Source organism: Gramella sp. Hel_I_59 (genome assembly GCF_006714895.1).
GTDB lineage: Bacteria > Bacteroidota > Bacteroidia > Flavobacteriales > Flavobacteriaceae > Christiangramia.
The window spans coordinates 3,138,388-3,163,187 of record NZ_VFME01000001.1 but is presented as its reverse complement, the minus strand read 5'-3'; the positions used below and the strand labels follow the sequence as shown (position 1 = coordinate 3,163,187).

The 24,800-nt window shown below is 39.8% G+C and carries 15 protein-coding genes and 1 tRNA gene; 12 read left to right on the top strand and 4 right to left on the bottom strand.

Features of this window, described 5'->3' with window-relative positions; genetic code table 11:
* Window positions 1-78 precede the first annotated feature (78 nt).
* Window positions 79-2,904, bottom strand: coding sequence for a DNA polymerase I (polA, locus tag JM79_RS14635; RefSeq protein WP_141878866.1), 2,826 nt, complete (start codon window positions 2,902-2,904; stop codon window positions 79-81).
* A 73-nt stretch (window positions 2,905-2,977) separates the two neighbouring features.
* Window positions 2,978-3,952, bottom strand: a complete 975-nt coding sequence (locus tag JM79_RS14630) for a N(4)-(beta-N-acetylglucosaminyl)-L-asparaginase (protein ID WP_141878865.1) — start codon at window positions 3,950-3,952, stop codon at window positions 2,978-2,980.
* Between the two features lie 206 nt (window positions 3,953-4,158).
* On the opposite strand from JM79_RS14630, the gene JM79_RS14625 reads away from it, so the two are divergent.
* From JM79_RS14625 to JM79_RS14585, 9 genes are all read left to right on the top strand, one after another.
* Window positions 4,159-5,640: a sodium:solute symporter gene (locus JM79_RS14625; RefSeq protein WP_141878864.1), complete on the top strand. Its 1,482-nt coding sequence runs from the start codon at window positions 4,159-4,161 to the stop codon at window positions 5,638-5,640.
* Entirely contained in the window at window positions 5,637-7,154 is a 1,518-nt protein-coding gene (locus tag JM79_RS14620) for an AMP-binding protein (protein WP_141878863.1), read from the top strand. Before JM79_RS14625 ends, JM79_RS14620 begins: the two co-directional genes overlap by 4 nt.
* Entirely contained in the window at window positions 7,132-8,058 is a 927-nt protein-coding gene (locus JM79_RS14615) for an alpha/beta hydrolase (protein WP_141878862.1), read from the top strand. The genes JM79_RS14620 and JM79_RS14615 overlap by 23 nt, the downstream gene beginning before the upstream one ends.
* Window positions 8,058-9,494 carry a hypothetical protein gene (locus JM79_RS14610; protein WP_141878861.1) on the top strand — a complete coding sequence of 479 codons (1,437 nt, stop codon included), beginning with the start codon at window positions 8,058-8,060 and terminating at the stop codon, window positions 9,492-9,494. The genes JM79_RS14615 and JM79_RS14610 overlap by 1 nt, the downstream gene beginning before the upstream one ends.
* 130 nt (window positions 9,495-9,624) lie before the next feature.
* Entirely contained in the window at window positions 9,625-12,102 is a 2,478-nt protein-coding gene (locus tag JM79_RS14605; RefSeq protein ID WP_141878860.1) for a TonB-dependent receptor, read from the top strand.
* A gap of 20 nt (window positions 12,103-12,122) precedes the next feature.
* Window positions 12,123-12,914, top strand: a complete 792-nt coding sequence (locus JM79_RS14600) for an alpha/beta hydrolase (RefSeq protein ID WP_141878859.1) — start codon at window positions 12,123-12,125, stop codon at window positions 12,912-12,914.
* Window positions 12,911-13,681 (top strand): 3-hydroxybutyrate dehydrogenase, encoded by a 771-nt coding sequence (locus JM79_RS14595; protein ID WP_141878858.1) that lies wholly within the window; start codon window positions 12,911-12,913, stop codon window positions 13,679-13,681. The genes JM79_RS14600 and JM79_RS14595 overlap by 4 nt, the downstream gene beginning before the upstream one ends.
* Before the next feature lie 124 nt (window positions 13,682-13,805).
* Window positions 13,806-15,032 (top strand): metallophosphoesterase, encoded by a 1,227-nt coding sequence (locus tag JM79_RS14590; RefSeq protein ID WP_141878857.1) that lies wholly within the window; start codon window positions 13,806-13,808, stop codon window positions 15,030-15,032.
* Window positions 15,033-15,103: 71 nt separating this feature from the next.
* Window positions 15,104-15,400, top strand: a complete 297-nt coding sequence (locus JM79_RS14585; RefSeq protein WP_141878856.1) for a thioredoxin family protein — start codon at window positions 15,104-15,106, stop codon at window positions 15,398-15,400.
* Here the strand turns inward: JM79_RS14585 and JM79_RS14580 are convergent.
* On the bottom strand, window positions 15,372-16,031 hold the full coding sequence (locus JM79_RS14580; protein ID WP_141878855.1) for a polysaccharide deacetylase family protein: 660 nt from the start codon (window positions 16,029-16,031) through the stop codon (window positions 15,372-15,374). The genes JM79_RS14585 and JM79_RS14580 overlap by 29 nt on opposite strands.
* Window positions 16,032-16,077: 46 nt before the next feature.
* Window positions 16,078-19,386 (bottom strand): DUF2723 domain-containing protein, encoded by a 3,309-nt coding sequence (locus JM79_RS14575; protein ID WP_141878854.1) that lies wholly within the window; start codon window positions 19,384-19,386, stop codon window positions 16,078-16,080.
* A 212-nt stretch (window positions 19,387-19,598) separates the two neighbouring features.
* On the opposite strand from JM79_RS14575, the gene JM79_RS14570 reads away from it, so the two are divergent.
* The 3 genes from JM79_RS14570 to JM79_RS14560 all read left to right on the top strand — a co-directional run bounded on the left by JM79_RS14570 (window position 19,599) and on the right by JM79_RS14560 (window position 24,787).
* A tRNA-Gln gene (locus JM79_RS14570) sits at window positions 19,599-19,671 on the top strand.
* A 237-nt stretch (window positions 19,672-19,908) separates the two neighbouring features.
* The gene (locus JM79_RS14565) at window positions 19,909-20,226 is read left to right on the top strand and encodes a DUF6660 family protein (RefSeq protein WP_185739511.1); all 318 of its coding nucleotides are present in this window, start codon (window positions 19,909-19,911) and stop codon (window positions 20,224-20,226) included.
* A gap of 127 nt (window positions 20,227-20,353) precedes the next feature.
* Window positions 20,354-24,787: a CusA/CzcA family heavy metal efflux RND transporter gene (locus JM79_RS14560; protein ID WP_141878853.1), complete on the top strand. Its 4,434-nt coding sequence runs from the start codon at window positions 20,354-20,356 to the stop codon at window positions 24,785-24,787.
* Window positions 24,788-24,800: the final 13 nt, after the last annotated feature.

The window sequence follows — 24,800 nt, the reverse complement described above, 5'->3', positions numbered from 1 at the left end:
AAGTAGTTTATAGTGTTAGTCAAAAAACCTCGTTAGTACTGCTAACGAGGTTTTTTAGTTAAAGATATTTACTGTCTTCTAGTGAGCTTCCAGCCAGTTCTGTCCAATTCCTATTTCTACATCTAAAGGCACCTGCAGCTTGTAGGCGTTCTCCATTTCTACTCGAATCATAGTTTTCATTTCTTCCAGTTCTTCTTTGTGAGCGTCGAATACCAATTCATCATGAACCTGTAACAGCATGCGTGTTTTATAGTTTCCAGCTTTCAGTTTGTTATGAATGTTGATCATGGCTAGTTTTATGATATCTGCTGCACTACCCTGAATTGGTGCATTCACCGCGTTTCTTTCCGCAGCACCACGAACCACCTGGTTTCTTGAATTGATATCTTTCAAATAGCGTCGGCGTCCCAGTACAGTACTTACATACCCATTCTGTCTTGCAAACTCTACCTGGTCTGCAATATAACTACTCAGTTTGGGATAAGTCTTATAATAGGTGTCGATCAAATCTTTCGCTTCACTACGAGAGAGAGAAGTTTGATTGCTCAGCCCAAACGCTGAAACACCGTAAATGATCCCGAAATTCACAGTTTTGGCGTTGCTTCTTTGTTCACGAGTAACTTCTTTCAGTGGCACATTGAAAACCTTGGCAGCTGTGGAAGCATGAATATCTTCACCCTCTTTAAAAGCTTTGATCATGTTTTCTTCGTCACTTAAAGCGGCGATAATACGCAATTCGATCTGAGAATAATCGGCTGCAAGCAGGACGAAATTTTCATCTCTGGGAACAAAAGCTTTTCTAACCTGCCTGCCCCGTTCTGTTCTTATCGGGATGTTCTGTAAATTCGGGTTGTTGGAACTCAGTCTTCCGGTAGCTGCAATGGTTTGCATATATTCGGTATGCACACGACCGGTCGTTTTTTCTACCTGATTTGGAAGCGCATCCACATAAGTATTCTGCAATTTTACGAGTCCGCGGTAATCCAGAACATGTTGAACGATCGGGTTCTCTTCAGCTAAAACGGAAAGTACGTCCTCACTGGTGCTGTATTGACCCGTTTTCGTTTTCTTAGGTTTCTTGGAAAGTTCCAGTTTTTCAAAAAGGATGATGCCTAGTTGTTTTGGTGAACTTATCAGGAATTCTTCTCCTGCTTCCTCGTAGATCTTGGTTTGCAGATCTTTAATGGCATTGGTTAATGCTTCGGAAAGGGATTGCAGGTAATTTTCGTCCAGTTTGATTCCTTCCAGTTCCATATCTGCCAGTACTTCTACCAGTGGAATTTCAATTTCATTGAATAATTTTCTCGTGTTTGCATCTTCCAGTTCTTTCTCGAAAAGCGTTTTTAGCTGAAAAGTGATATCGGCATCTTCTACTCCGTATTCAGTTTGAGATTTCAGATCCACATCACGCATGCTTTTTTGATTCTTACCTTTCTTTCCAATAAGTTCGGTAATTGGCTGCGGAGTGTAATTAAGGTATGTTTCTGCCAGAACATCCATATTATGACGCATATCTGGATTGATAAGATAATGCGCGATCATAGTATCAAAGATCGGAGATTTCACCTCGATATTATATTTGTCAAGAACCTTGATATCATATTTAAGATTCTGACCTATCTTTTCTATAGACTCATTTTCAAAGAAAGGACGTATTTTTTCTATCAATTCCTGTGCTTTCTCGCGTTCCTCCGGAAATGGAAGATAGTAGCCTTTCCCAGTTTCCCAGGAAAAAGCAATTCCTACTAATTCTGCATCCAGTGGGTTCAATCCAGTGGTTTCAGTATCGAAACAAACACTTTTCTGCATAAGCAGTCGTTCGAAAAATAGCTTTTGTGCCATTTCTGTTTCAAGCAACTGGTAAAAATGCGGAGTATCAGCCAGATTTGTTCTCGATGATGTTCGTTCGATCTCTTCGCCATCACCTCCAAATAATGAAAACTGTCCAGCGCCAGCGGTTTGTGCATTTTGTTTTGCTGAAGGCGAATTGCTCACCTGCGTAGGGGTGCTCTCTTCTTCTCCAGAAAATAATTTTAAAAACTGATCTTTCAATCTTCTGAATTCAAGGTCTTCGAAGATCTCCTGTACTTTGTCACCATCTGGCTTGGAAAGTTCGTAATCTTCAGCATGAAACTTTACATCGCAATCAATAAATATGGTCGCCAGCTTTTTGGATAATCGCCCTAATTCAGCATTTTCGATCACCTTTTCCTTCATCTTGCCTTTTAGGTCATCGGTATTTGCCAGTAAACCTTCCATGCTTCCGTATTTCTTCAGAAACTTCTTAGCAGTTTTTTCACCAACTCCTGGAAGTCCTGGAATATTATCGACGGAGTCGCCCATCATTCCGAGGAAATCGATCACCTGCTCCGGACGTTCCACCTCAAATTTCTTCTGAACTTCAGGTATTCCCCAGATCTCAATCCCATTTCCCATTCTGGCAGGACGATACATAAAGATATTTTCTGAAACCAGCTGAGCGAAATCCTTGTCTGGAGTCACCATATATACCTTATAGTTCTCCTTTTCTGCCTGCTTGGCGAGAGTTCCAATGATATCATCTGCTTCCATTCCGGCACATTCCACTACTGGAATATGCATGGCGCGAAGAATTTCCTGTATTACGGGGATGGATTCACGTATAGGTTCAGGAGTTTCATCCCTGTTCGCTTTATAGTCTGAAAACATTTCAGTTCTGGCTTCACTGCCATCCTTATCGAAACAAACCGCTAAATGATCTGGTTTTTCTCTTCTTATAACATCAAAAAGAGAATTTGTAAATCCCATGATCGCAGAGGTATTAAAACCTTTGGAATTAATTCGAGGGTTTTTGATAAAAGCATAATATCCTCGGAAAATTAATGCGTATGCGTCCAGTAAAAAAAGGCGTTTTTGATCGGCCATTAGAAATGTTTAATAAAATTCGTGATTAGCTCAAAATTACAAAGATTATATCGTTCCGCAGAAAGATATAAAACTAAGAATCCAAATAAGAGGGGCTAAGGTTGTCGCTGCTAATCCCTTCATGAAACTTAGCATAACTGAAGCCTTTGTGGATACAGTAAGATCCAATTTCCCCGGCTTTGTTGAGTGCTACATACGCTATCTGGAAATCCTTATGATTTGGTGCTTTGCGAACAGTTCTCATGACCGCTTCCTTGCAGGCTTCCTGCGGAGACATTCCCTGACGCATTAGTTCCACGATCAGGAAACTACCCACACTTTTCATAATTGCTTCGCCCATTCCGGTACCCACAGCTCCACCAATTTCGTTATCCAGGAAAAGTCCTGCACCAATAATAGGAGAATCACCAACACGGCCATTCACTTTATAGGAAAGTCCGGAAGTGGTGCAGGCTCCGGCGATATCTCCTTTGTCATCCATACATAGCATCCCAATGGTATCATGGTTCTCAATATTTATAATAGGTCTGTATTCTTTATGCTCCAGCCAGTCTTTCCAGGCTTTTTCCGAGCTTTCGGTAAGCAGGTTCTTCTTCTTAAACCCTTGTTGAATCGCAAATTGTAAGGCACCTTCACCGGCTAGCATGACATGCGGAGTTTCTTCCATCACTTTCCTCGCTACCTGAACCGGATGTGCGATCTCCTTTAGGTAAACCACTGCGCCGGCGTCTCCATCTGGTGACATGATGCAAGCGTCTAAAGTAACATTCCCGTCCCGGTCTGGCGCGCCGCCATTACCAACAGTAGTATTCTTTAAATTGGCTTCTTCTACCATCACTCCCTGTTCCACAGCATCCAGGGCGCTGGAACCATTTTCCAGCATTGACCCGGCTTTTTTGGTTGCGTTTTGAAAATTCCAGGTTGCCACCGCAACAGGTTTTGGTTTGATGTTCATAGGTTCTAATATATTTTGAGGAAAAAGGCTGGAACTTATACTAAGTGCTCCTATGCTGATCCCGGTTTTCTGAAGAAATTGTCGACGTTTCATGATCGATGAATTAATGCTGCCCTAAATGTATCAAAAAGCGTGATCAAAACCTTTATTCTGGAAGTCGCACTTTGATAAGGTCTTTGTTGGTAATGGCTCATGAATAATATTCTTTTATTCTTACTTAAGTCTTACTTTTTATTTCATAAATTCATGTTAATCTGTTCATGTAGAATCCTACATTCACATTTTGTAATCAATCATATATGTTCGCTTCAGAAATCTGGTCACTTTACGTCACTATTCTTCTAGTCGTCTATGCTCTTATCATCCTCTTCTTCGTGATAAGAGGAAATCTAAAAACGAAGAATATGGATGACTTTGCAATTGGAAGTAATGGTTTTCCTGCATGGGCGGTTGGCTTAAGTCTTGCTGCTTCCATGACCAGTGCGGCAACATTCATCATAAATCCTGGCTTTATAGCTTTATATGGTTTTTCCGGAATCATATCTTTTGGGGTGGTGATGCCCATTGCAATTTTTGCTTCTCTCATATTCTTTACCAAAGCATTTCAGAAACATGGTTCTACTGTCAAAGCTTTAACTATGGCACAATGGATAGGCAAGCGGTATGATTCCAAAGGACTTACTATTTTCTTTGCGATCCTGTCTTTATTATTGATTACCTTCATAGTTCTTATTTGCGTGGGACTTACCCAGATCATATCAAAATCATTAAACCTTGAGCCTTTCTATGTTCTAATGGGGTTGATCACTTTTGTCTTTGGATATACCATGTTTGGTGGAGCCAATTCCATGGTGTATACCAATACAGTACAGGCGATTATCATGTTCGTGGTAGCAGTGATCCTTTTAGCTTCAGGATCTGAGTATTTTTCTAATGGTTTCGAAGGATTTGCGAGTCTGCTAAGTGAGATCGATCCTAATTTGACGAAAACCACAAACTCTGAAAGTTTTCTTTTCCGGGATTATTTTGAAATCATCGTCTGCCAGATCATCATTGGGATCGCCATCGTTTGTCAACCACATATTATTACAAAGACATTATTTCTTAGAAGTGAAAAGTCCATCAATCAATATCTTACCGTAGCAATTGGTTGCATGAGTATCTTCTTCCTTGTAGTAGTGGTTGGCCTTTATGCGAGACTCACTTTTCCAGATCTAAGCCTTGATGGAACAGCCTTGAAAATGGATGAATTGGTTTCGGCTTATGTAGTGAAAACTTTTACAGCGGGAATCGGTGTTATTATCGTTGCCGGTTTGATTTCAGCGGGGCTATCTACTTTAGAGGCTTTGATACAATCACTTTCCACCACGATTACGACAGATCTAATAGCACCATTAAGTAAAAAGGAGAATTTTAATCAAGTAGGATTAAATAAAATTGTGATCATTATACTGGCAATCGTGAGCTTCTTTCTAAGTTACGACCAGATCGTAGATCCAAATGTAAGTGTGGCGATTTTTGCTCAGAATGGGGTCTATGCCTATTTCGCTGCTGCCTTTGTGCCGGTGCTTTTTGGGATATATTTCAAGAAGGTTAGCAAGAATGCAGTATTCATCGCAAGTTTTTCAGCAGTAGCACTTCATTTTATTATTTACTACGGAAGGATTACCCCGTATATGCAGGAGCCGGTGAACAACCCGGGAGTTTCAGCAGCGATCGCTGTTGTCGCATCTTTTATTATTGGTAATTCTCTATATTTAATTAGTAGAAAGAAAACATGAATTATTTTGATTGGATAGGAAAATGGTCTGTCTATACTCCAGATAAGAAGGGGGTAGCATCTGTAGACACGGGTGCCTCATATACTTACAAGGAACTAAATGATCTTTCGATTCGGCTCGAAAATCACTTAAGAATCGAATATTCTATCGAAAAAGGAGATAGAATTGCAGTGCTTGCCTCACATTCCCCAGAATACCTCATACTTTTTATCGCTGCTCAAAGAATGGGAGCAATACTTGTTCCGCTTAATTACAGAGCTTTGGTTTCAGAACTGGAATACTGCATCAAGGACGTAGAACCATCACTGGTTATTTTTGAAAAGGCATATCAAGCGAAAACAGTTCAACTAAGAGAAAAAGTATATTTTAATCAGATCGAAATAAGCCAAATCTTCAAAGCTTCATCCAGAGAAAATTCAGAAGCAATCCCTGCTGAAATTGAACCTGAGCAACCGGTCTTTATCTTTTATACTTCAGGAACAACCGGAAAACCAAAAGGTGTTTTGTATACCAACCGAATGCTCTTCTGGAATAGTTTAAATACTTCAGTACAATTAGAAATAACTTCCGCAGATTTTACACTGAATGCTTTGCCGCCTTATCATACTTCCGGTTGGAATGTGTTGCTGTTACCAATGTTGCACCGTGGTGCAAGGGTAGATTTTCTGAAAGCATTCAAGCCTAAAAAGGTGCTGGATTATATTGAGAATAATTCCATAAGTCTGTTTCTTGCTATTCCCACCATGCTTAGAATGATGGTTAAACACCAGGCTTTCCAGAATTTTAAAGCACCACAGCTAAAATATATTGTTGTAGGAGGAGAAGATCTCTCCATTTCAATTATAGATAAATGGGCAGAAAAAGGAATTCTTTTACGGCAGGGCTACGGACTCACCGAAGCGGGGCCTTGTATCACCTCTCTGCATCATCATGATGCTCTATGGAAAAAAGGTTCTATCGGAAAACCAAATTTTTACGTGGACTATAAAATTTTAAATGACGAAGATCGTGAAGTAATGGCTGGCGAAGCCGGAGAGTTGTACCTGAGTGGAAATATTGTTACTCCTGGCTACTGGAACAATTCAGCTTATACTCTTGAAAAAATAAAAGATGGCTGGTTTCAAACCGGTGATATTGTAAGAATAGATTCCGAAGGTTTTCTATATATGGTAGGAAGAAAGAACCAGATGTTTATCTCGGGAGGAGAGAATATTTATCCTTTGGAGGTCGAAAACGTATTGCTGAAAAAGAATCTGGTTAAGGAGGCGGCAGTCATAGGTGTTGAAGATGAAAACTGGGGGGAAGCTGGAGTAGCTTTTCTGGTTGGAAATATTCAGAAATTAACCGAAGAAGAACTGCAGGAAAAGCTTAAAGACTATCTCGCATCTTACAAAATTCCCAGGCATATTGTATTTCTCAATTCGTTACCTAAGTCCGGGATCGGTAAAATTGACCGTAAAAAATTAAAGAAAATGTATAAGCTCCTACAAGATGAAAAAAAGAATATTATTTAGTCTGTTTAGTATTGTTCTAAGCTCCTTAAGTGCACAGCAAACAATTAGTGAATTAGCAACCTACGAACTTCCAGTGAAAACTATCAAAATCAATCATGAAACAATTGCCTATACCGACGAAGGTAGTGGAGACAGAACTTTAGTTTTCGTTCACGGTCTGTCCAGTAACCTGGATTCGTGGAAGAAGAACCTCGAGGGACTTACCGGGAATTACCGTTGTATAGCAATAGATCTACCGGGATATGGCAAATCTTCCCGTAGCAAAACCGATTATAGCTTAGCTGAATATGCTAAAGTTCTACATGATCTGGTTGATAATATGAAATTGTCTAATGTTGTACTTGTTGGTCATTCCATGGGTGGGCAGATCGCGATGCATTCCGTGTTAAAATATCCACAGACTTATCAAAAATTGATACTTATCGCACCAGCCGGAATAGAGACTTTTACAGAGCAGGAGGCTTCAGTCATGAAATCTGCATATACACCAGCGATGGTTGTAAATACTTCAGATGAGCAGATTCTAGCAAATTATAAGCTGAATTTTTACAGTTTTCCTGATGATGCTCAATCTATGGTAGATGATAGGATCGCTATGAAAGAGGCAGAAGACTTTCCTGATTATGCTGAAACAGTAGTCAGTAACATTCATGCAATGCTGGAGGAGCCAGTAATCGATGAGATTCAAAACATTAAAATTCCTGTGTTAATGATTTTCGGAAAGAATGATATGCTCATTCCAAACAAATATTTTCATCCTTCAGAAAGTATAGAAGGTTTGATAGAAACTTCCGAAGAAAAATTTCAGGATCTTGAAGTTGAGGTGATCGATGAAGCGGGACATTTTGTGAATTTTGAAAAAGCTGAAGCCGTTAATGAACGAATAAAGATTTTTCTAGATTAATGAAGTCTAAACTTAAAATATTCACCGACTTTTCTGAAGGGGTCTTGCCTCATGAAGCATCTTTTCTTCAGAAGGCGAACAGGATACGGGATGATGAGAAAGAGGAAATTTTAAATAAAGTATGTAGAAATGCTGAACGCTTTTTTACTTCAGAAGACTTTGATGAAGAGATTGATAAGCGCAAATATGCTTATATCAAAAAGTGGATAACGCATAAACTTGAGAGAGCCGATGTGGATGCGCATCTGGAATACCTGAGTTTTATAGAAAAACAGGTGTTGACAGATACAATTACTTCCGTGGAAGAAAAAGAACTGCTGGAAAATATTAATGTCTACGATCAAACCTCGTTCTATTTCCAGAAATTCTATGAACTGGTTCGAGAATACCAGGATTATTTGTTGGTAAGATTCAGATATCAGGATTGTGAGCTTACCGAAGCTTTTTTAAAACAGAATCTGGAAGCCTATGAACGCTCCCTGGCTGTAAAAGATGAGATTTTTCATGCAACTAAGGATCTAACCCGGCAATACACCTCACAAAAGATCAATACAAAGCATTGGGAATCCAGATTACTGGAATATCTATATGACGATAAGCTGGATGGACGCAATAAATATCATGCATTCATCAGGCTGGTTTTTCTCTATTTCAACTACAAGGAATATGAGAAGGCGCGTAAGGTTTTTGATTATATCGATGATTGCTTTAAACATGGATTGTTGTACTCCAGGCGTGTGCTTTTTAATTATTATGCGAACCGGGTGATCCTGCATTCGAATTTAAAGGACCTGGATCAGGCTGAGTATTATGCACATTTGTCGGTTAAACAGGATAATAGCGATAAGCTTTTCTACCTGAATAATCTCGTAGCGATCCTGCTGAAAAAGAATAAGAACAGGGAAGCGCTGGATCTACTGACTGAAAATTATAAACTTTTTAAAAGTTCCTATAACCATCATCAAAAGCTTGGATTCGCCACACATTACGTTCGTACACTGGTGAGGAATAAACGGCTGAATATTGCAGAAACCTTTGCGGGTAACTTCCTGTATGAGAATCGAAAGCATGTATTCGAACATCGCTGGGGCAGGTTTTTCTCAAACTACCTAATGTTGCTAACTACAGCAGAAAAACCTGCTGAAGTGATTAAGATCACTAAAAAGTATAATCTTCTTGAGCGCGAAACAGAGGAAATGGGTCGGGAAAATCTTGTACCCAAGATTCACTGGTACTATTATCTAGCCAACTACCTCAATGGTCAGTATTCTGAAGATAAATTATTTGAGAAACTTATTCAAAGCATTGAAGCTTCCAATCTGAATACGGAAGGATTAGAAATGCTAAATGAATTTATAGACCGACTGGCTTTTTCTCTTCCCGGGTTCTTTTCAAATCTAAAGTCGCACTTTGAGGAGAAGTCCCATAATTACTAAGGTTCTATGATCTTTTAGTTAAGGTGTTAGCCAGAATTTTTCACGGTCATACTTCACAATCTTGACTCAGCCCATCCAGTACCGCATACTCTTGTTAATTTCGTCTTAAAACAATCAAAAACTATCTTTTATGAAGATTAGACTTTTCACCATTATGAGCATGCTGTTCGGCGTTTTTGCATACGCTCAAACGGGAAGCATTAGCGGGACAGTTACAGATGCCGCTACCGGGGAACCTTTACTGGGAACCAATATTGTAGTAAGAGGAACCAACACCGGCGCTACCACGAACGAGAATGGGAATTATAAACTGGATCTTGAACCAGATGATTATACCATTGAGGTTTTCTTTATGGGTTACGAAACTCTTACCAGGGATATTAGCATCGCTGAAGGGCAGAACTTGACCATGGATTTTAGTTTAAATCCATCATCCTCGGTAATGGATGAAGTTGTGATTTCAGCAAATAGAAGACCTCAAAAGATCACTAAAGCGCCGGCAACGGTTAATGTGATCTCTGCAAAGCAGATTGCCGACTTTCCTGGTCCCAATCCGGGTGAATTAGCCGCTAGACAAAAAGGAGTGGATTTCGTTAGAACAGGAGTGCAGGGAACCGGAATCAATATTCGAGGATTCAATTCAGCTTTCAACTCTAAAAACCTTCAGATCGAGGACGGGAGAATTTCTTCGCTGGTAGCTACAGGTTTGCCGCTTGGCTCGTTTACGACGATCACAAAGGAAGATATTGAAAGAGTCGAGATTATTTTAGGTCCTAATGCAGCTCTCTATGGTCCAAATGCTCATAACGGACTTGTAAATACACTAACCAAGGATCCAAGAACTTCTGAAGGTCTGGACCTTGTGGTTGGAGCTGGTAACCAGAAGCAGTTCACAGTTCGTGGGCGCTATGCCATGGAGGTGAGCGATAAATTTGCTTTTAAAGTCTGGGCAGAAAGAACTCAGGGAGAGGAATTTGATTATGTAGATTCAGTTTATGTGGGAACTACAGCATATAATGAACTGGATCTGGACAGAGACTTTTCGACAACAAAATATGGTGCAGCTACTTATTTCAGTCTTAATGAAACGAGTGACTTGATCGCTTCTTATGGGCACAGTAATAATTCAAACCTTGGCGTTACGAATGCTGGGAGAAACCAGATCAAGGACTGGTCTATAGATTATCTACAGTTAAAATATGTTTCACCGCATTTCTACGGAAACTTATATCACACCTGGAGTAAGACAGAGGATACCTACGCGATCAACCAGCGTACACAAAACTATGTTTCTTTTATCAATAATGGATTTACAGATGAGGAAGCTAGAGCAAGATCATTTACCGAGCAGTGGTTCCCGATTGAAGGAGCTCCAAATGGCGGAATTAGCCTTCCAAGAGGATCTGTGTTCGAGGATGCTTCTACGAGGCTGAATGCAGAAGCGCAGTATAATAACAACTTCGGAAACCTAACTTACGTGGTTGGTGCTCAATATCAGAAAGATAATGCCGATTCTAATGGTACTTATCTTTTGGATGAAGAAGGAACCATTGAAATTGATCAGGTTGGAGTTTATGGCCAGTTGGAATATAGTTTTGAAGATGCAGGAGTGGATCTTTTATTCGTTGGTAGATATGATGATCATGAACTTTATGGAGGGAATTTTATTCCGAAGGCAGCGATCGTAAAGAACTTTGACTTTGGTAGTTTCAGGCTTACTTATGGAAAGGGTATTGCGGCTCCATCGATATTAAACCTTAGCGGAAACCTTTTTGGGGGTCTTGTGCTGGGTAACGGAGAAGGTTTCACGTTACAGGATGGTACAGAAATTTCTGAGCTAAAAGTTGAAACTATAAAATCCTGGGAAATTGGATACAAAGGAAAACTGTTTGGAGAAAAGACATTTTTCGAAGCGAATGCATACTACAACAAATCGGAAGATTTCCTAAGTCCGCTAATCAACATTTCTGCGACTTCTCCGGTTGCGACCAGGGGAGAGACTCCAATTGGAGATGTGATCGCAGGTTCAGATGGTTCTTTTGTACTTACGTACCTCAACTTCGGGCAAGTGGATACTTATGGGGCAGATCTTGGAATCAACTACTTCCTTAATGATAAAAACCGACTCTCATTTAACTACTCATATTTTGGATATGAACTGGATGAGAATGATCCGGCTAACGATGCGAATAGAGATGGACAGGTGCTGGAAACAGATCTTCCTATCAACACTCCGGAAAATAAATTTGGGATTGGATATTACTATACCGGAGCTAAATTCTTTGGTTCTCTATATGGCCGTTATGTACAGGAATATGACTTCTTTTCAGGGATCAATATCGCTGCTGAAACTCAGGACCTGAATGGTGATGGAGTAGATGACGTCATCGAAAATGCGCGAAACGGTAGAACCTGGAATTATGGTCCACTAGGAGGATTCTTCAATATGGATCTTAATGCTGGTTATCACGTGAACGATAACTGGACAGTTGGAGTTTCTATAACCAATCTTTTTGATTCTGAAGTAAGACAATTTGTGGCTTCTCCGGAAATTGGTAGACTGTTTATGGTAGAGCTGAAATATCACCTGCCAATAGGAAAAAATTAAGATAAAATCCTGTATAACAGATGATCTGTAAAGCAGAATTAGAAAACGGGATTAGCCTTGAATATCTTGATCGGGGAGAAGGAGAAGTAATTCTTCTTCTTCACGGATTGGGATCCACAAAGGCAGATTGGGATCTTCAGAAGCAATTATTTTCAGAAGAATTCAGAGTTATAGCGCCAGATCTTCGAGGACATGGAAACTCTTCAAAACCTAGGCTAAAAGAGGATTACGGAGTTCAGAAATGTGCAGAAGATATGAAGCTGCTGTTGGATAGATTGAAGATAGCAGATTGCATAGTAGTAGGTTTTTCAATGGGTGGTGCGATCGCTTTTGAAATGGCAACCAGAATCAGCGATAGAATTTCAAAAATGGTCATTGTAAATACCGCGCCAGATTTTAATGCGCTGGGAGAGATGGGAGAGCAAATGATCGCAGAGCGAACTGAAATGTTGAGGTCCCAGGGCATGGAAGCCATGGCAGAGAAAGTAGCTATAGGTATGTTTCCTGAAAAGGATCAGGAAGATCTGAGAACAGCTTTTTATTCGAGAGCAAAAAAGAATGATCTGGATGCTTATTACAATTCTTTTATCACACTTATGGAATGGGGAATTGGAGATAAGATCAGAACTATAGATACACCAACTTTGGTGGTTGCTTCAGAACTTGATTATACACCGGTAACTTTAAAGCAATCTTATACTTCAGAAATGAAAAATGCAAAACTGGAAGTAATCAATGATTCCAGGCATGGAGTAACCATGGATCAGCCAGAAAACTTCAATAAAGCACTTCTAAAATTTTTTAGATCATGAACAGAGTAGCTTTGATAACCGGAAGTACCAGCGGAATTGGTAAGTCTATTGCTATTGCATTTGCTGAAGCTGGGTACGATATTATGTTTCATGGACTGGAATCGAACGGCTCAGAAATAGCCAGTAAAATTGGCGAAGAAAATTCAGTAAGAACAAATTTTTCCAATGCCAACCTGAAGGATCAGGAGGCTATTAATGAACTTATTGCAACAACTATAAATGAGTTTGGAAAGATCGATATACTCGTAAATAATGCCGGAATTCAATATGTTTCCAAGGTAGAGGAGTTCCCACTGGATAAATGGAATGACATCATAGCCATCAACCTGAGCTCTGTGTTTGTTGCTTCCAGAGCTGTCTGGCCTTCTATGAAAAACAATAGATTTGGCAGAATCATCAATATTTCCTCTGTACACGGCATCCGGGCTTCAGAATATAAGTCGGCTTATGTCTCTGCAAAACATGGAGTTATTGGTTTAACGAAAGTACTGGGTCTGGAAGGTGCAGGTCATAATATTACCTGTAATGCTATTTGCCCTGGTTACGTAAAAACCCCTTTGGTGGAAGGACAGATAAAGGATCAGGCGAAAGCTCATGGTCTTACCGAAGAGGAGGTAGTAAAACAGGTAATGCTTAAGAAGCAGGCTGTCAAAGAATTTATCCCTGAAAAAAAGATCGCAGAATTAGCCCTTTTTTTAGCGAAGGAAGACTCTTCAGCAATTACAGGATCAGCCTACGTGCTCGATGGTGGCTGGAGCGCACAGTAAATTTAATAGTTTGTTGGACAGAGGTAGGATATTCATTTATTCTGCCTTTGTCTTTATTAGTTAAATTGAACTAAAAATCTGTGGCAACCACGGGATTCCCAATATCTTCGCAAAAAACTACTTAATGCGCTGGTTGATTCTTGCCGTTATCTACATTATCGTAGATCTTTACGCTTTTCAGGCTTTACGGGTATTTTCAAAGAATGTATGGGTTGCCTCGTTCTATTTCCTGATCTCGATCGTTGTGATTGCTAATCTTTTCTATCAATTTAATCAGCCTAATCCTAATGATGGTTTTGGAGGTGGCAGGGGTTACGCGATAGGTATTTTTCTTGCATTCTTTGTAGCGAAAATTGTACTTGCTTTAGTTCTGCTAGGAGAAGATTTTCTAAGACTTCCATTTGCAGGTTTTCAAAAATTATTCGGCTCTTCAGAAAGTTTTTCTATTCCATCAAGAAGAAAATTTATAAGTACAGTGGCTTTGGGCCTTGCGGCAATTCCTTTTGCTGGTTTGTTATACGGAATGGTAAAAGGTCGGTACAACTTCAGGGTGTTGCGATATACACTTTATTTCGATGACCTTCCCGAGTCTTTTGATGGTTATACCATCAGCCAGATTAGTGATGTGCATAGTGGAAGTTTCGATAATAAAGAAAAGATACAGTATGGTGTTGATCTTTTGAAAGAGCAGGAAAGTGATCTGGTGGTTTTCACCGGAGATCTTGTGAATAATAAAGCTTCGGAAATGGAGAACTGGAAAGACGTGTTCTCGCAGGTAAATGCCAGGGACGGTGTATATTCTATCCTCGGAAATCATGACTACGGAGATTATACGCAGTGGGAAAGTCCGGAAGCAAAAAAGCAGAATTTACAACGCCTAAGGGATACTCATGCAGAAATGGGCTGGAAGTTAATGCTGAACGAACACAGTCTTATCGAGAGAAACGGACAAAAGATAGCGCTGGTAGGAGTAGAGAATTGGGGAATTGGCGGATTCAAAAAAGCCGGTGATCTTCAAAAGGCCGGAAACGGACTCTCCAGTAAAGATTTTAAAGTATTACTTAGCCACGATCCGTCTCACTGGGAAGAAGAGGTTAAGAAAGATGAAAAACATTATCATTTAACGCTTAGCGGCCATACTCACGGGATGCAATTTGGGATCGAGATTCCGGGTTGGTTAAAGTGGAGTCCTGTGCAATATCGTTACAAGCACTGGGCTGGAATTTACGAAGAAGCAGGACGCTATATTAATGTAAATAGAGGATTCGGATTTCTGGCATATCCTGGTAGAATAGGAATATGGCCCGAAATTAGCGTCATCGAACTGAAAAAAGGACCTAAACCAGCTTAATACAAAGAATTTCCTATATTTGATTATAGCTGGCGAACACGGTAAATAACCGAAAAAATAAATACTGAATTATGTCAAAGTTTGGTGAACTAGTAGATCTGAACATTCCGGTACTTCTGGATTTTTATGCTGAATGGAGCGAAGCTTCCGAAGCCATGCATCCGGTATTACGTGATGTCGCGGCCGCTTTAGGTGATAAAGCCAAGGTCATAAAGATCGATGTGGATAAGAATTCTCAGCTTGCTGAGGCCTTAAGAGTAAAGGGTTTGCCAACGCTTATGATCTACAGGGATGGTGAAATGAAATGGCGCCAGAGCGGTGAGCAAAATGCAAATACGCTTATTGGTCTTTTAAAGGAGCATCAGTAAGACTTTTGAAAGTGAAGCCTTTTTCAGCATAATATCTCATCACTCTGGGTAATACTTCCCTGAGGTTTTTAAATGCTTTTTCTGAATCATGGAAGACGATCGTACTTCCAGCAACAGCATTATTTATTACATTCCGGTAGCACTTTTCTGCTGAAATACTGTGGTCATAATCACCACTTATTACATCCCACATCACAATTTTATAATCTTGTTCCACAAGTTCACGTGCCTGGGCATTCAAGATCTTACCATAGGGCGGTCTGAAAAACTTTGTCTCTGGAAAGAATTTATTAGCAGTAAATACCTGCTGAGTTTTCTCGGTATTCTCGATATACACGGCTTTACTAGTTTTCCAACCGTTAAGGTGATTATACGTGTGATTTCCCACACAGTGTCCTTTTTCTAAAATACTTCGGAAGATTTCCGGGTACTTTTGAACATTCTCACCAATACAGAAAAAGGTAGCCTTTGCTGAATACTGTTCCAACAGATTCAGTACCCATGGAGTGATCTCTGGGATTGGGCCGTCATCGAAAGTCAGATAGATAGCATTATTATCCTTTATCCTGGAAATGCGTTTTGGATAAAGAAGTTTCAGGACTGAAGGATATTTAGGCAGGAATAAACTCATCAATATTCAAAAATAAAAAACCCGGCGCAATTGGCCGGGTTTAATTTTATTGCTGATCACTTTGCAGCGAAACCGAATCGTCCGGTTGCCCTATGGGAGTTGCGCCATCAAGTGCTTCCAGTATCTCCTGTTGCGGAGATTTTGCTTCGGCATCTATTTCTTCATCTTCACGATAGAAATGCCTGAACTTTTTTAGATAGGTATTGAATTCTTCAGCTTTCACTCTGGCCGTCTCACGATCCTCATAAACCATCATAATGTCAACCAGGCCGCGGTAACGTTCCATATCTGTGATGATCTCATCAGCGTATCTGTATTGACGTTCTACTTCCCAGCTACTATAAAATTCTAGATTCTCCTGATATTTCTTAGTCACTTTCTCCCAGATCTCACGAGCTTTCTGAGGTTTATTAACTTCGTAGTAACCGGTAATAAAAGGTTCCAGTAATGTATAATATTCATAATGCTCGACCGGCATATGTTGCATTCCCAGGTCAAGGATCTCTTCAGCATGTATAGTATCGCCCTCATTAAGGAGATTCTCAGTCAGTCTTGCGAGGTTGCTTCTATAGGTAATAGAGTTTTTACGGGTTTCAGGATCATGATAGATATCTGAAGACCCCATATTTCCCCAGTTCCAGTTCTTCACGATATTGTACATCTTCTCTGTATTCACGCGACCCATATCGAAAGGATTTCGGGGATCAAGAGGAGTTTGAATAGGTACAAGTTTATAAGTAACTCCTTCCAGTTGAAGATAATCTTTCATCCATAGGTAATCATCGTCACCAAAACTTCCGCCGGTAAAATAGATAGGACGTTTCCAATCGTTGTTGGCAATGATATCGAGCATCAACAGCCTGTTCTTGTAAAGCACCTGGTCACCAATCTCAATATCTATATGATCAACGATCTCGTTTGCTTCAGAACGGTCTACGATATTATTGTCCAGTACATTTTGCTTGTCTACCGGAATTCGAACATATTTAGAAGGGAAAGTGTTGATCATGGACCCACTTTGTAATTCAGCCATGGTTCTTGGATCTTCATTCTGAATATAATTCATCCAGGTTTTGATGCCCACAGTGTCTTGGGTTACTTCGCGCAGGAAGATCGCATCGTTCTTTCCGTTATACCAGTCCTGCGGTAATTGCGACGGGATCGCATCACTATCAAAAGCTTTTCGCTTCATCTGGTCAATATACCAGTCGGTTGCCAGTAAACTTGTATTAATTACACGTACATCGGTTCGGTATTTTTCAATTTGCTGAACATACCAGAGCGCAAATGTATCATTATCACCAATGGTAAATATAATGGCATTTTCATCGATGGAATCCAGGTACATCCGGGCCATGGTTAGTGCAGTGTCTCTGCCGGAACGATCGTGATCATCCCAGTTTTCCGAAGCAAGAAGCATTGGCACAGCAAGTAAACTTGCGATCACCACTACCGGAGCCAGAATTTTAGGCCCAATCATAGCTTTAAGTTTGTCGAAGATCGCATAGACTCCAAAGCCTATCCAGATCGCAAAAACATAGAAGGATCCTACGAGCGCATAGTCCCGTTCTCTTGGTTCAAAAGGCCTTTCATTCAAGTAAACTTTCAGTGCAATTCCAGTAAAAAGGAAAAACACCATAAGCACCCAGAAATTCTTCTGATCTCTTTTCAACTGAAAAATGAGTCCAATCAGTCCGAGTAAGAGCGGCAGGAAATAGTAGGTATTTCGAGCCTTGTTATTTTTTACATCTGAAGGTAAATTCTCTTGCGAACCAATATGCCATTCATCAATAAAATCGATTCCGCTGATCCAGTTTCCATGCAGATCTCCAAATTTTCCCTGTATATCATCCTGTCTCCCAGTGAAGTTCCACATAAAATAACGCCAGTACATATAGCCAACCTGATACTCCAGAAAGTAGCTGATGTTTGATGAGAATGAGGGTTTCTCTACATTGATGTAATCGCTAAACTGTCTTAAGAAATTATGGTAGTCTTCCATATCCCTCTCACCACGGGAAAACTGAGTGCGGAATTCGTTGATCGCACTTATAAGTCTTTCTTCACTTTGAAATTCTGGTTTGATCGTGAATTCCAGAGGACCGGTGAATTCCATGTAATTGGTGGCGTGCTCAGTACTCCACATTCTTGGTAGCACTGCTTTATGATCATCGTCCAGGTTCTGGCGTGCGTTCTTATATTCATTAACGATCACATACTTTCCAAGTTCCTCGTCTTTTTCATATTGAGGTTTTCCATCGCGATAAGGATTATTTTCATCAAGTCCGGAATACATCTCAGACCACTGAGGGCCGTAGAATAGATGAGTTTCCCCATATTGCTCACGATTATAATAGGCTAGCAGCTCACGGGCATTATCGGGGCTGTTTTCATTAATCACGGTTGGTGCATTACTACGAACCGGTAGCATTACCCAGCTGGAGAAACCGATTAGAACAAATAGTATACAAAGCAGTAGTGTGTTGTACTGATACAGGTTACGCTTGCGAGTGATATTGATCAGGAAATAGAATATAGCGATGATGGCAAGTAAAGCGATTGCTGTTCCTGTATTAAAAGGCATTCCCAGGGAATTGGTAAAGAACAATTCTGAAGCAGAAAAGAAAGTAAGCGTATAAGGTAATAGCAGTTTGAAGATAAACATAAGAACAGCTACTACGACCACGTTGGCGATGATGAAGTTCTTGACGGTAACCTTCTTATAGTTTTTAAAGAAATAAAGGAATCCGATAGCCGGTAAGGTTAACAGACCCATAAAGTGAACCCCAAAAGAGAGACCGATTACCAGGGAGATAAGAATGATCCAGCGATTTCCACGCGGAGTGAACATATCCCGTTCCCAGAGTAGTCCTAAATAAAACATAACCGACATAAAGCAGGCAGCCATGGCGTATACTTCGGCTTCCACGGCATTAAACCAGAAGCTGTCGGTAAAAGTAAATGCAAGTGAGCCAACGAGGGCACTACCCAGAACGGCTATTTTCTTAGCATCGGTAAGTGTTTCTCGAGGTCCGGCGATCTTTAGCACCAGTAAGCTGATAGACCAGAACATAAACATGATGGCTACGGCACTGGCAAAACCAGACATAAAGTTGATCATTAGGGCGACCTGAGTATTGTCTGCCGCAAAAGTGGCAAAAAATGCGCCCATCATTTGATAAAATGGAGCTCCCGGTGGGTGACCAACTTCCAGGTTGGCAGAGGTAGCAATATATTCACCGGCATCCCAGAAACTTGCCGTTGGTTCCAGAGTAAGTGTATAGGTGGTGAGGGCAATAAGAAAAACCAGCCATCCCAGGATCTTATTCCACTTACTAAAGTTGAAATCTGTCATAAATACTCGTGTAATTCTACTGAAGGGGCGAATTTAATAATAATATGCTGAATGCTTTACAAACGGAATGGAAAAGCGAATATTTTGGAAGTGTCTGGAAATGAATAGAAAAAATATGCTTTCCGAAAAAAATTGAAATTTTAATGAAATTCTTTTTGAAAAAGTTTGCGCGATAGAAACTTTGTCTTAAATTTGCATCCGCATTTAAGCACTGGCCTATGGTGTAACTGGCAACACGTCTGGTTTTGGTCCAGAAGAGTCTAGGTTCGAGCCCTAGTAGGCCAACAAGAAAAACCCTTAACTACTTGTAGTTAAGGGTTTTTTGTTTTAACAGGGGGGTTAAATAGGGGGCAAAAATTATTAGTATTTAATTATTCACGAATATTCATGACTAGTTTTTTCCTGAATTTTCAATTGATGTAGTAAGGACTCGAGGTTTCATCCATTTAAAATTTATATGGCTACAATACTTTTTGCACACCCTGTGCATGCCTATTTAATTATCTTTGTAATGTGAAAATAATGGCATTCATATTATCTTTATATGTACTGGGGCTTAATTTATTAGCCTGTAATGACAGTGATACTTCAGAAGTTAGTTCTGGCTCAGAAGTAACTATGGTTGCTACCCAGAATTTAGATATAGATCATTCACATGACCAAGTAGCGGATTTATGCCCTCCTTTTTGTAGTTGCCATTGCTGCCATGTGCACACAGTAGATTTTGGTTCTTCAAATTTCAAACCTTTGATTATGGAAATTCCATCAAAAGCCTTTGTCCATTTTGACAGCTCAGTGGAAGAACCTATTCTTTCCTTTTTAGATCCTCCAAAAGTTTAATTCAGTTTTTTTAATAGGATAGTTATATCCTTTTTCATCCAAAGCCCTTGTTTTCTGAAGCCTAAAACGATATCGATTTCCTCTATTCGTGGACTGTCGAGATGTTTAACTGAATTAATTTTTTTATATGATCAATAGAATCATTTCATTTTCCATTAATAATAAATTTATTATTGGGCTACTCACCTTAGCACTTATAGGTACTGGTATTTGGTCCATGTCTACAGTAAATCTGGGATCGGTACCAGATATTACTAACAATCAGGTTCAGGTGATCACCCAGTCACCTAATCTTGCCACAGAAGATATAGAACAATTTGTAACCTATCCCGTAGAACTTTCGATGGGTAATTTACCTGGGGTTACAGAGATTCGCTCTATTTCACGCTTTGGCCTTTCTGTAGTTACTATTGTCTTCAAAGATGATATGGGGACATACCTCCCTCGACAACTTGTACAGGAGAAGCTCACTGAATTGGGTAAAACTATTCCCGACAAATTTGGTAGTCCTGCTATGGGACCTATTTCAACCGGATTGGGTCAAATTTATGAGTATACCATAAAGCCAAAGGAGGGATATGAAACTGAATATTCCCCTATGGAATTACGAACTATTCAGGACTGGATAGTCAAGCGACAACTCACCTTACTGGAAGGCGTGGTTGAAGTAAATTCTTTTGGAGGCTCCATAAAGCAATATGAGGTAGCAATCAACCCGGAAAAATTAAACAGTATGGGTATTAGCATCTCTGAAGTTTATGAGGCGCTGGCACGGAATAATGTAAATACTGGAGGAGCCTATATCGAGAAAAATAAAATGTCGAATTTTATTAGGGGTGAGGGCTTAATTCGTTCACTGGAGGACATAAAGAAAATTGCCATTACTACAGAAAATGCAATCCCGATCACGATTGGGGATGTTGCGGAAAATGTTCAGTTTGGAAATCAGGTACGATACGGAGCTTTTACCCAGGATGGGGAAGAAGCCGTTGGGGGAATTATTATGATGCTGAAAGGTGCTAATCCCAACGCAGTCATTCAGGATGTCAAGGATCGTATGGCTGAAGTCGAGAAGTCCCTTCCTGAAGGTTTGACCATAGAGCCAATTATTGATCGAAGTGAATTAATAGCACGAACAACCGATACCGTTAAAACAAATTTACTGGAAGGTGCATTGATAGTGATTTTTGCCCTGGTATTGTTATTAGGTAGTCTAAGAGGTGGACTTATTACTGCTACCACTATTCCCTTATCACTGCTTTTTGCTTTTATTTTAATGAAGCAATTCAATGTCTGGGCCAATCTAATGAGTTTGGGGGCAATCGATTTTGGAATCATTATAGACGGTGCAGTGATTATCATCGAGGGAACCGTGTATGAAATACAAAAACGGATAAGATCTGGCAAGGTGAAATTCAATCAGGCTAAAATGGATGAAGTAGCCTATGATGCTGGGAGCACGATGATGAGCTCTGCATTTTTTGGACAAATTATTATACTTATCGTATTTACACCCATTCTTTTTCTTACCGGGGTAGAAGGTAAAATGTTTAAGCCGATGGCGTATACTTTCGGTTTTGCTATGATAGGTGCTATCTTCTTATGCCTTACATACGTTCCTATGATGTCTGCTTTATTTATGAAACCAATTCAGAATAAAAAGAACTGGTTTGGAAAGTTCGAACGCTGGCTGGAAAAAGTAAGTGACAGGATAATTGGCGGAATACAAAAAGTATACATGCCTTTATTAAAAGGAGCATTAAAATTGAAACTGATCGTAATTGGATCTGCCGTGGTTCTACTTGTGATAGCCGGTTTCCTCTTTTCCAGAATGGGAGGAGAATTTGTGCCTCAACTTGATGAAGGGGATATTGCCATGCAGGCTTTGATTAGACCAGGTAGTTCATTAACAGAGTCTATCGAAGTTTCAAAAAAAATTGAAAATATACTTTTAGAAAACTTTCCTGAAATTAAAACGGTAACGGCCAGAATTGGAGTGGCCGACATTCCCACAGATCCCATGCCAATGGATATTGCCGATATGTACTTAATCCTTGAGAAGGACAAGGATAAATGGACAAGTTCTGAAACTAAGGAAGGGCTTATTGAACAGATTAAGGAAATACTAAATGAAGATCTTACGGGTGTTAATCTAGTGTTTACTCAACCCGTAGAATTGAGGTTCAATGAGTTATTAGAAGGGGTTAGAGAAGATATTGCGGTTAAGTTGTATGGTGAAGATTTAGAGGTATTGTCAGAAAAGGTGCAGGAAATGGCCAATATTATCCAAACCGTTCCTGGTGCAGGAGATGTAAACGCGGAGAGAACCTCCGGCCTACCTCAAATGACAGTTAGATTTAACCGTGATAAAATTGCCCAATATGGACTGGATATTCAGAAAGTCAATGATTATATAAGCACCGCTTTTGCCGGAGGAACGGCCGGGGTCATCTTTGAAGGTGAAAAACGATTCGATTTAGTAGTAAGATTTGATGAAAAACATAGAAAGAATATTGATGACTTACGAGGAATGTATATCGACTTGCCCGATGGAACCCAGGTACCTATAAAAGAAATAGCAGATATTGACTATGTTCCAGGACCTATGCAGATCTCGAGAGATGACACATACAGAAGAACCTATGTAGGAGTAAATGCACGGGGAAGGGATGTAGAGTCTGTGGTTAACGACATTCAGCAAAAATTAGATGAGGAATTAGAATTACCACCCGGTTATTACATTACCTATGGAGGAGAATTCGAAAATCTTCAGAGTGCCAAAGATCGATTAGTGATTGTGGTACCAATAGCTTTATTCTTGATTTTCGTACTTCTATATTTTGCCCTACAATCTTTTTCCCAATCTATCATGATCTATATGGCGATACCTCTGGCTGCTATTGGAGGTGTTTATGCACTTTGGTTAAGAGGTATGCCATTTAGTATTTCGGCCGGTGTAGGCTTCATTGTTTTGTTCGGGGTTGCAGTTTTAAACGGACTGGTACTAATAAATAGATTCAATTCTTTAAAAGAAGAAGGAGTAACCAGTATAAAAGATAGAATTTTTACAGGAACCAAAGAACGAATTCGCCCAATTATGTTAACAGCAACAACAGATATTTTCGGTTTTCTACCAATGGCATTTTCCACCTCTGCCGGTGCAGAAGTTCAACAACCACTTGCTACGGTGGTTATAGGTGGTATGCTTACAGCTACACTGCTTACCCTGGTTGTTTTACCAGTGTTATACACCATTGTGGAAAGAAAGCGTGAGAAAAAAGAACAGAATAAGCTGGATACTTCTAATTCAGGATCTTTAACTACGATTTTGATAATTGGTTTGATGTTAGGCGGAACCTTTTCCGTAAATGCACAATCTGATGCTGTTTCATCTGAATATCCACAACAGGATACTTTACAAACCATAAGTTTGGAAAAAGCCCGCGAAATAGCAATCAAAAACTTTCCTCAGCTAAAAGCCGCTCAGCTTGAAATTGAAAGTGAAGAAGTACTGCGTAAAACCGCTTATGATTTTGGGAATACCCAAATCTTTACTGGAAAAGAAGAGGTAGGAAATGGTTCAGATGGGATCTATACTCAAATTGGTGTTCAACAACAAGGCATAGATGTTTTTGGAATTGCCCCCCGGTTAAAATTGCAAAAAGAAAGGGTGGCCCTTGCTGAAAATGCTTTAGAACTCAATACCTTAGAAGTGGAACGTGAAGTAAGTAGGGCCTGGGCTTCAGTTTATACAAGTAAAAAGAGGTATCAGGTATATAAGAAAATGGATTCAATTTTTGAAGACATTGAAAGAGCTGCAAGAATCAGGTATGAGACAGAAGCTACTTCTAAACTGGAGTATCTTGCTACATCCAATCAGGGAAACGAGGTAAAAATACAACTGGAACAAGCTTATCGAAATTACCTGAAATCATTACAGCGTCTAAATTTGTGGTTTGTTAGTGATACGATCTATGATGTACCAGATGTAACTGCCGAAGCATTAGATGAACCTTTAAATTTTCTGACAGAGTCACTCAAAACCCACCCGGCTCTTGAGGTTTCAGAACAGAGAGTTAATGTTGCAAAAGCTTTAACCAGAGAACGGAAATCTGAATTTCTACCAAAATTTCAGGGACAGTATGCCAGGCAGGAAATTAATGGGCAATCGGGTTTCTTCCAATATCAAATAGGAATCCAAATTCCGTTATTCTTTGGACCTGAATTAGGCCGTACTCAGGAAGCACAAGTGAATCGAAAGATTGCAGAGCAAAATTTTTATCAGGATAAACTCGAATTGGAAACTGCCTATAAAAATATGCGGGAAGAATTCATCAAATGGAGAAATTCATGGAACTATTATAAGGATGAAGCGCTTCCCTTGGCTAAAGAGCAACAGGAAGGATCTGTATTGGCATTTAAGGAAGGTGCTATAGATTATGTAACCTTCCTTCAAAATATAAGAGATGCCATTAGAATCGAGGTAAATGCTTGGAGTGCTTTTGATAATTATCTCGATAGCCGTTATCAACTTGAATATTACCTCGAAAAATCAATCTAAAATTAGAAAGAAA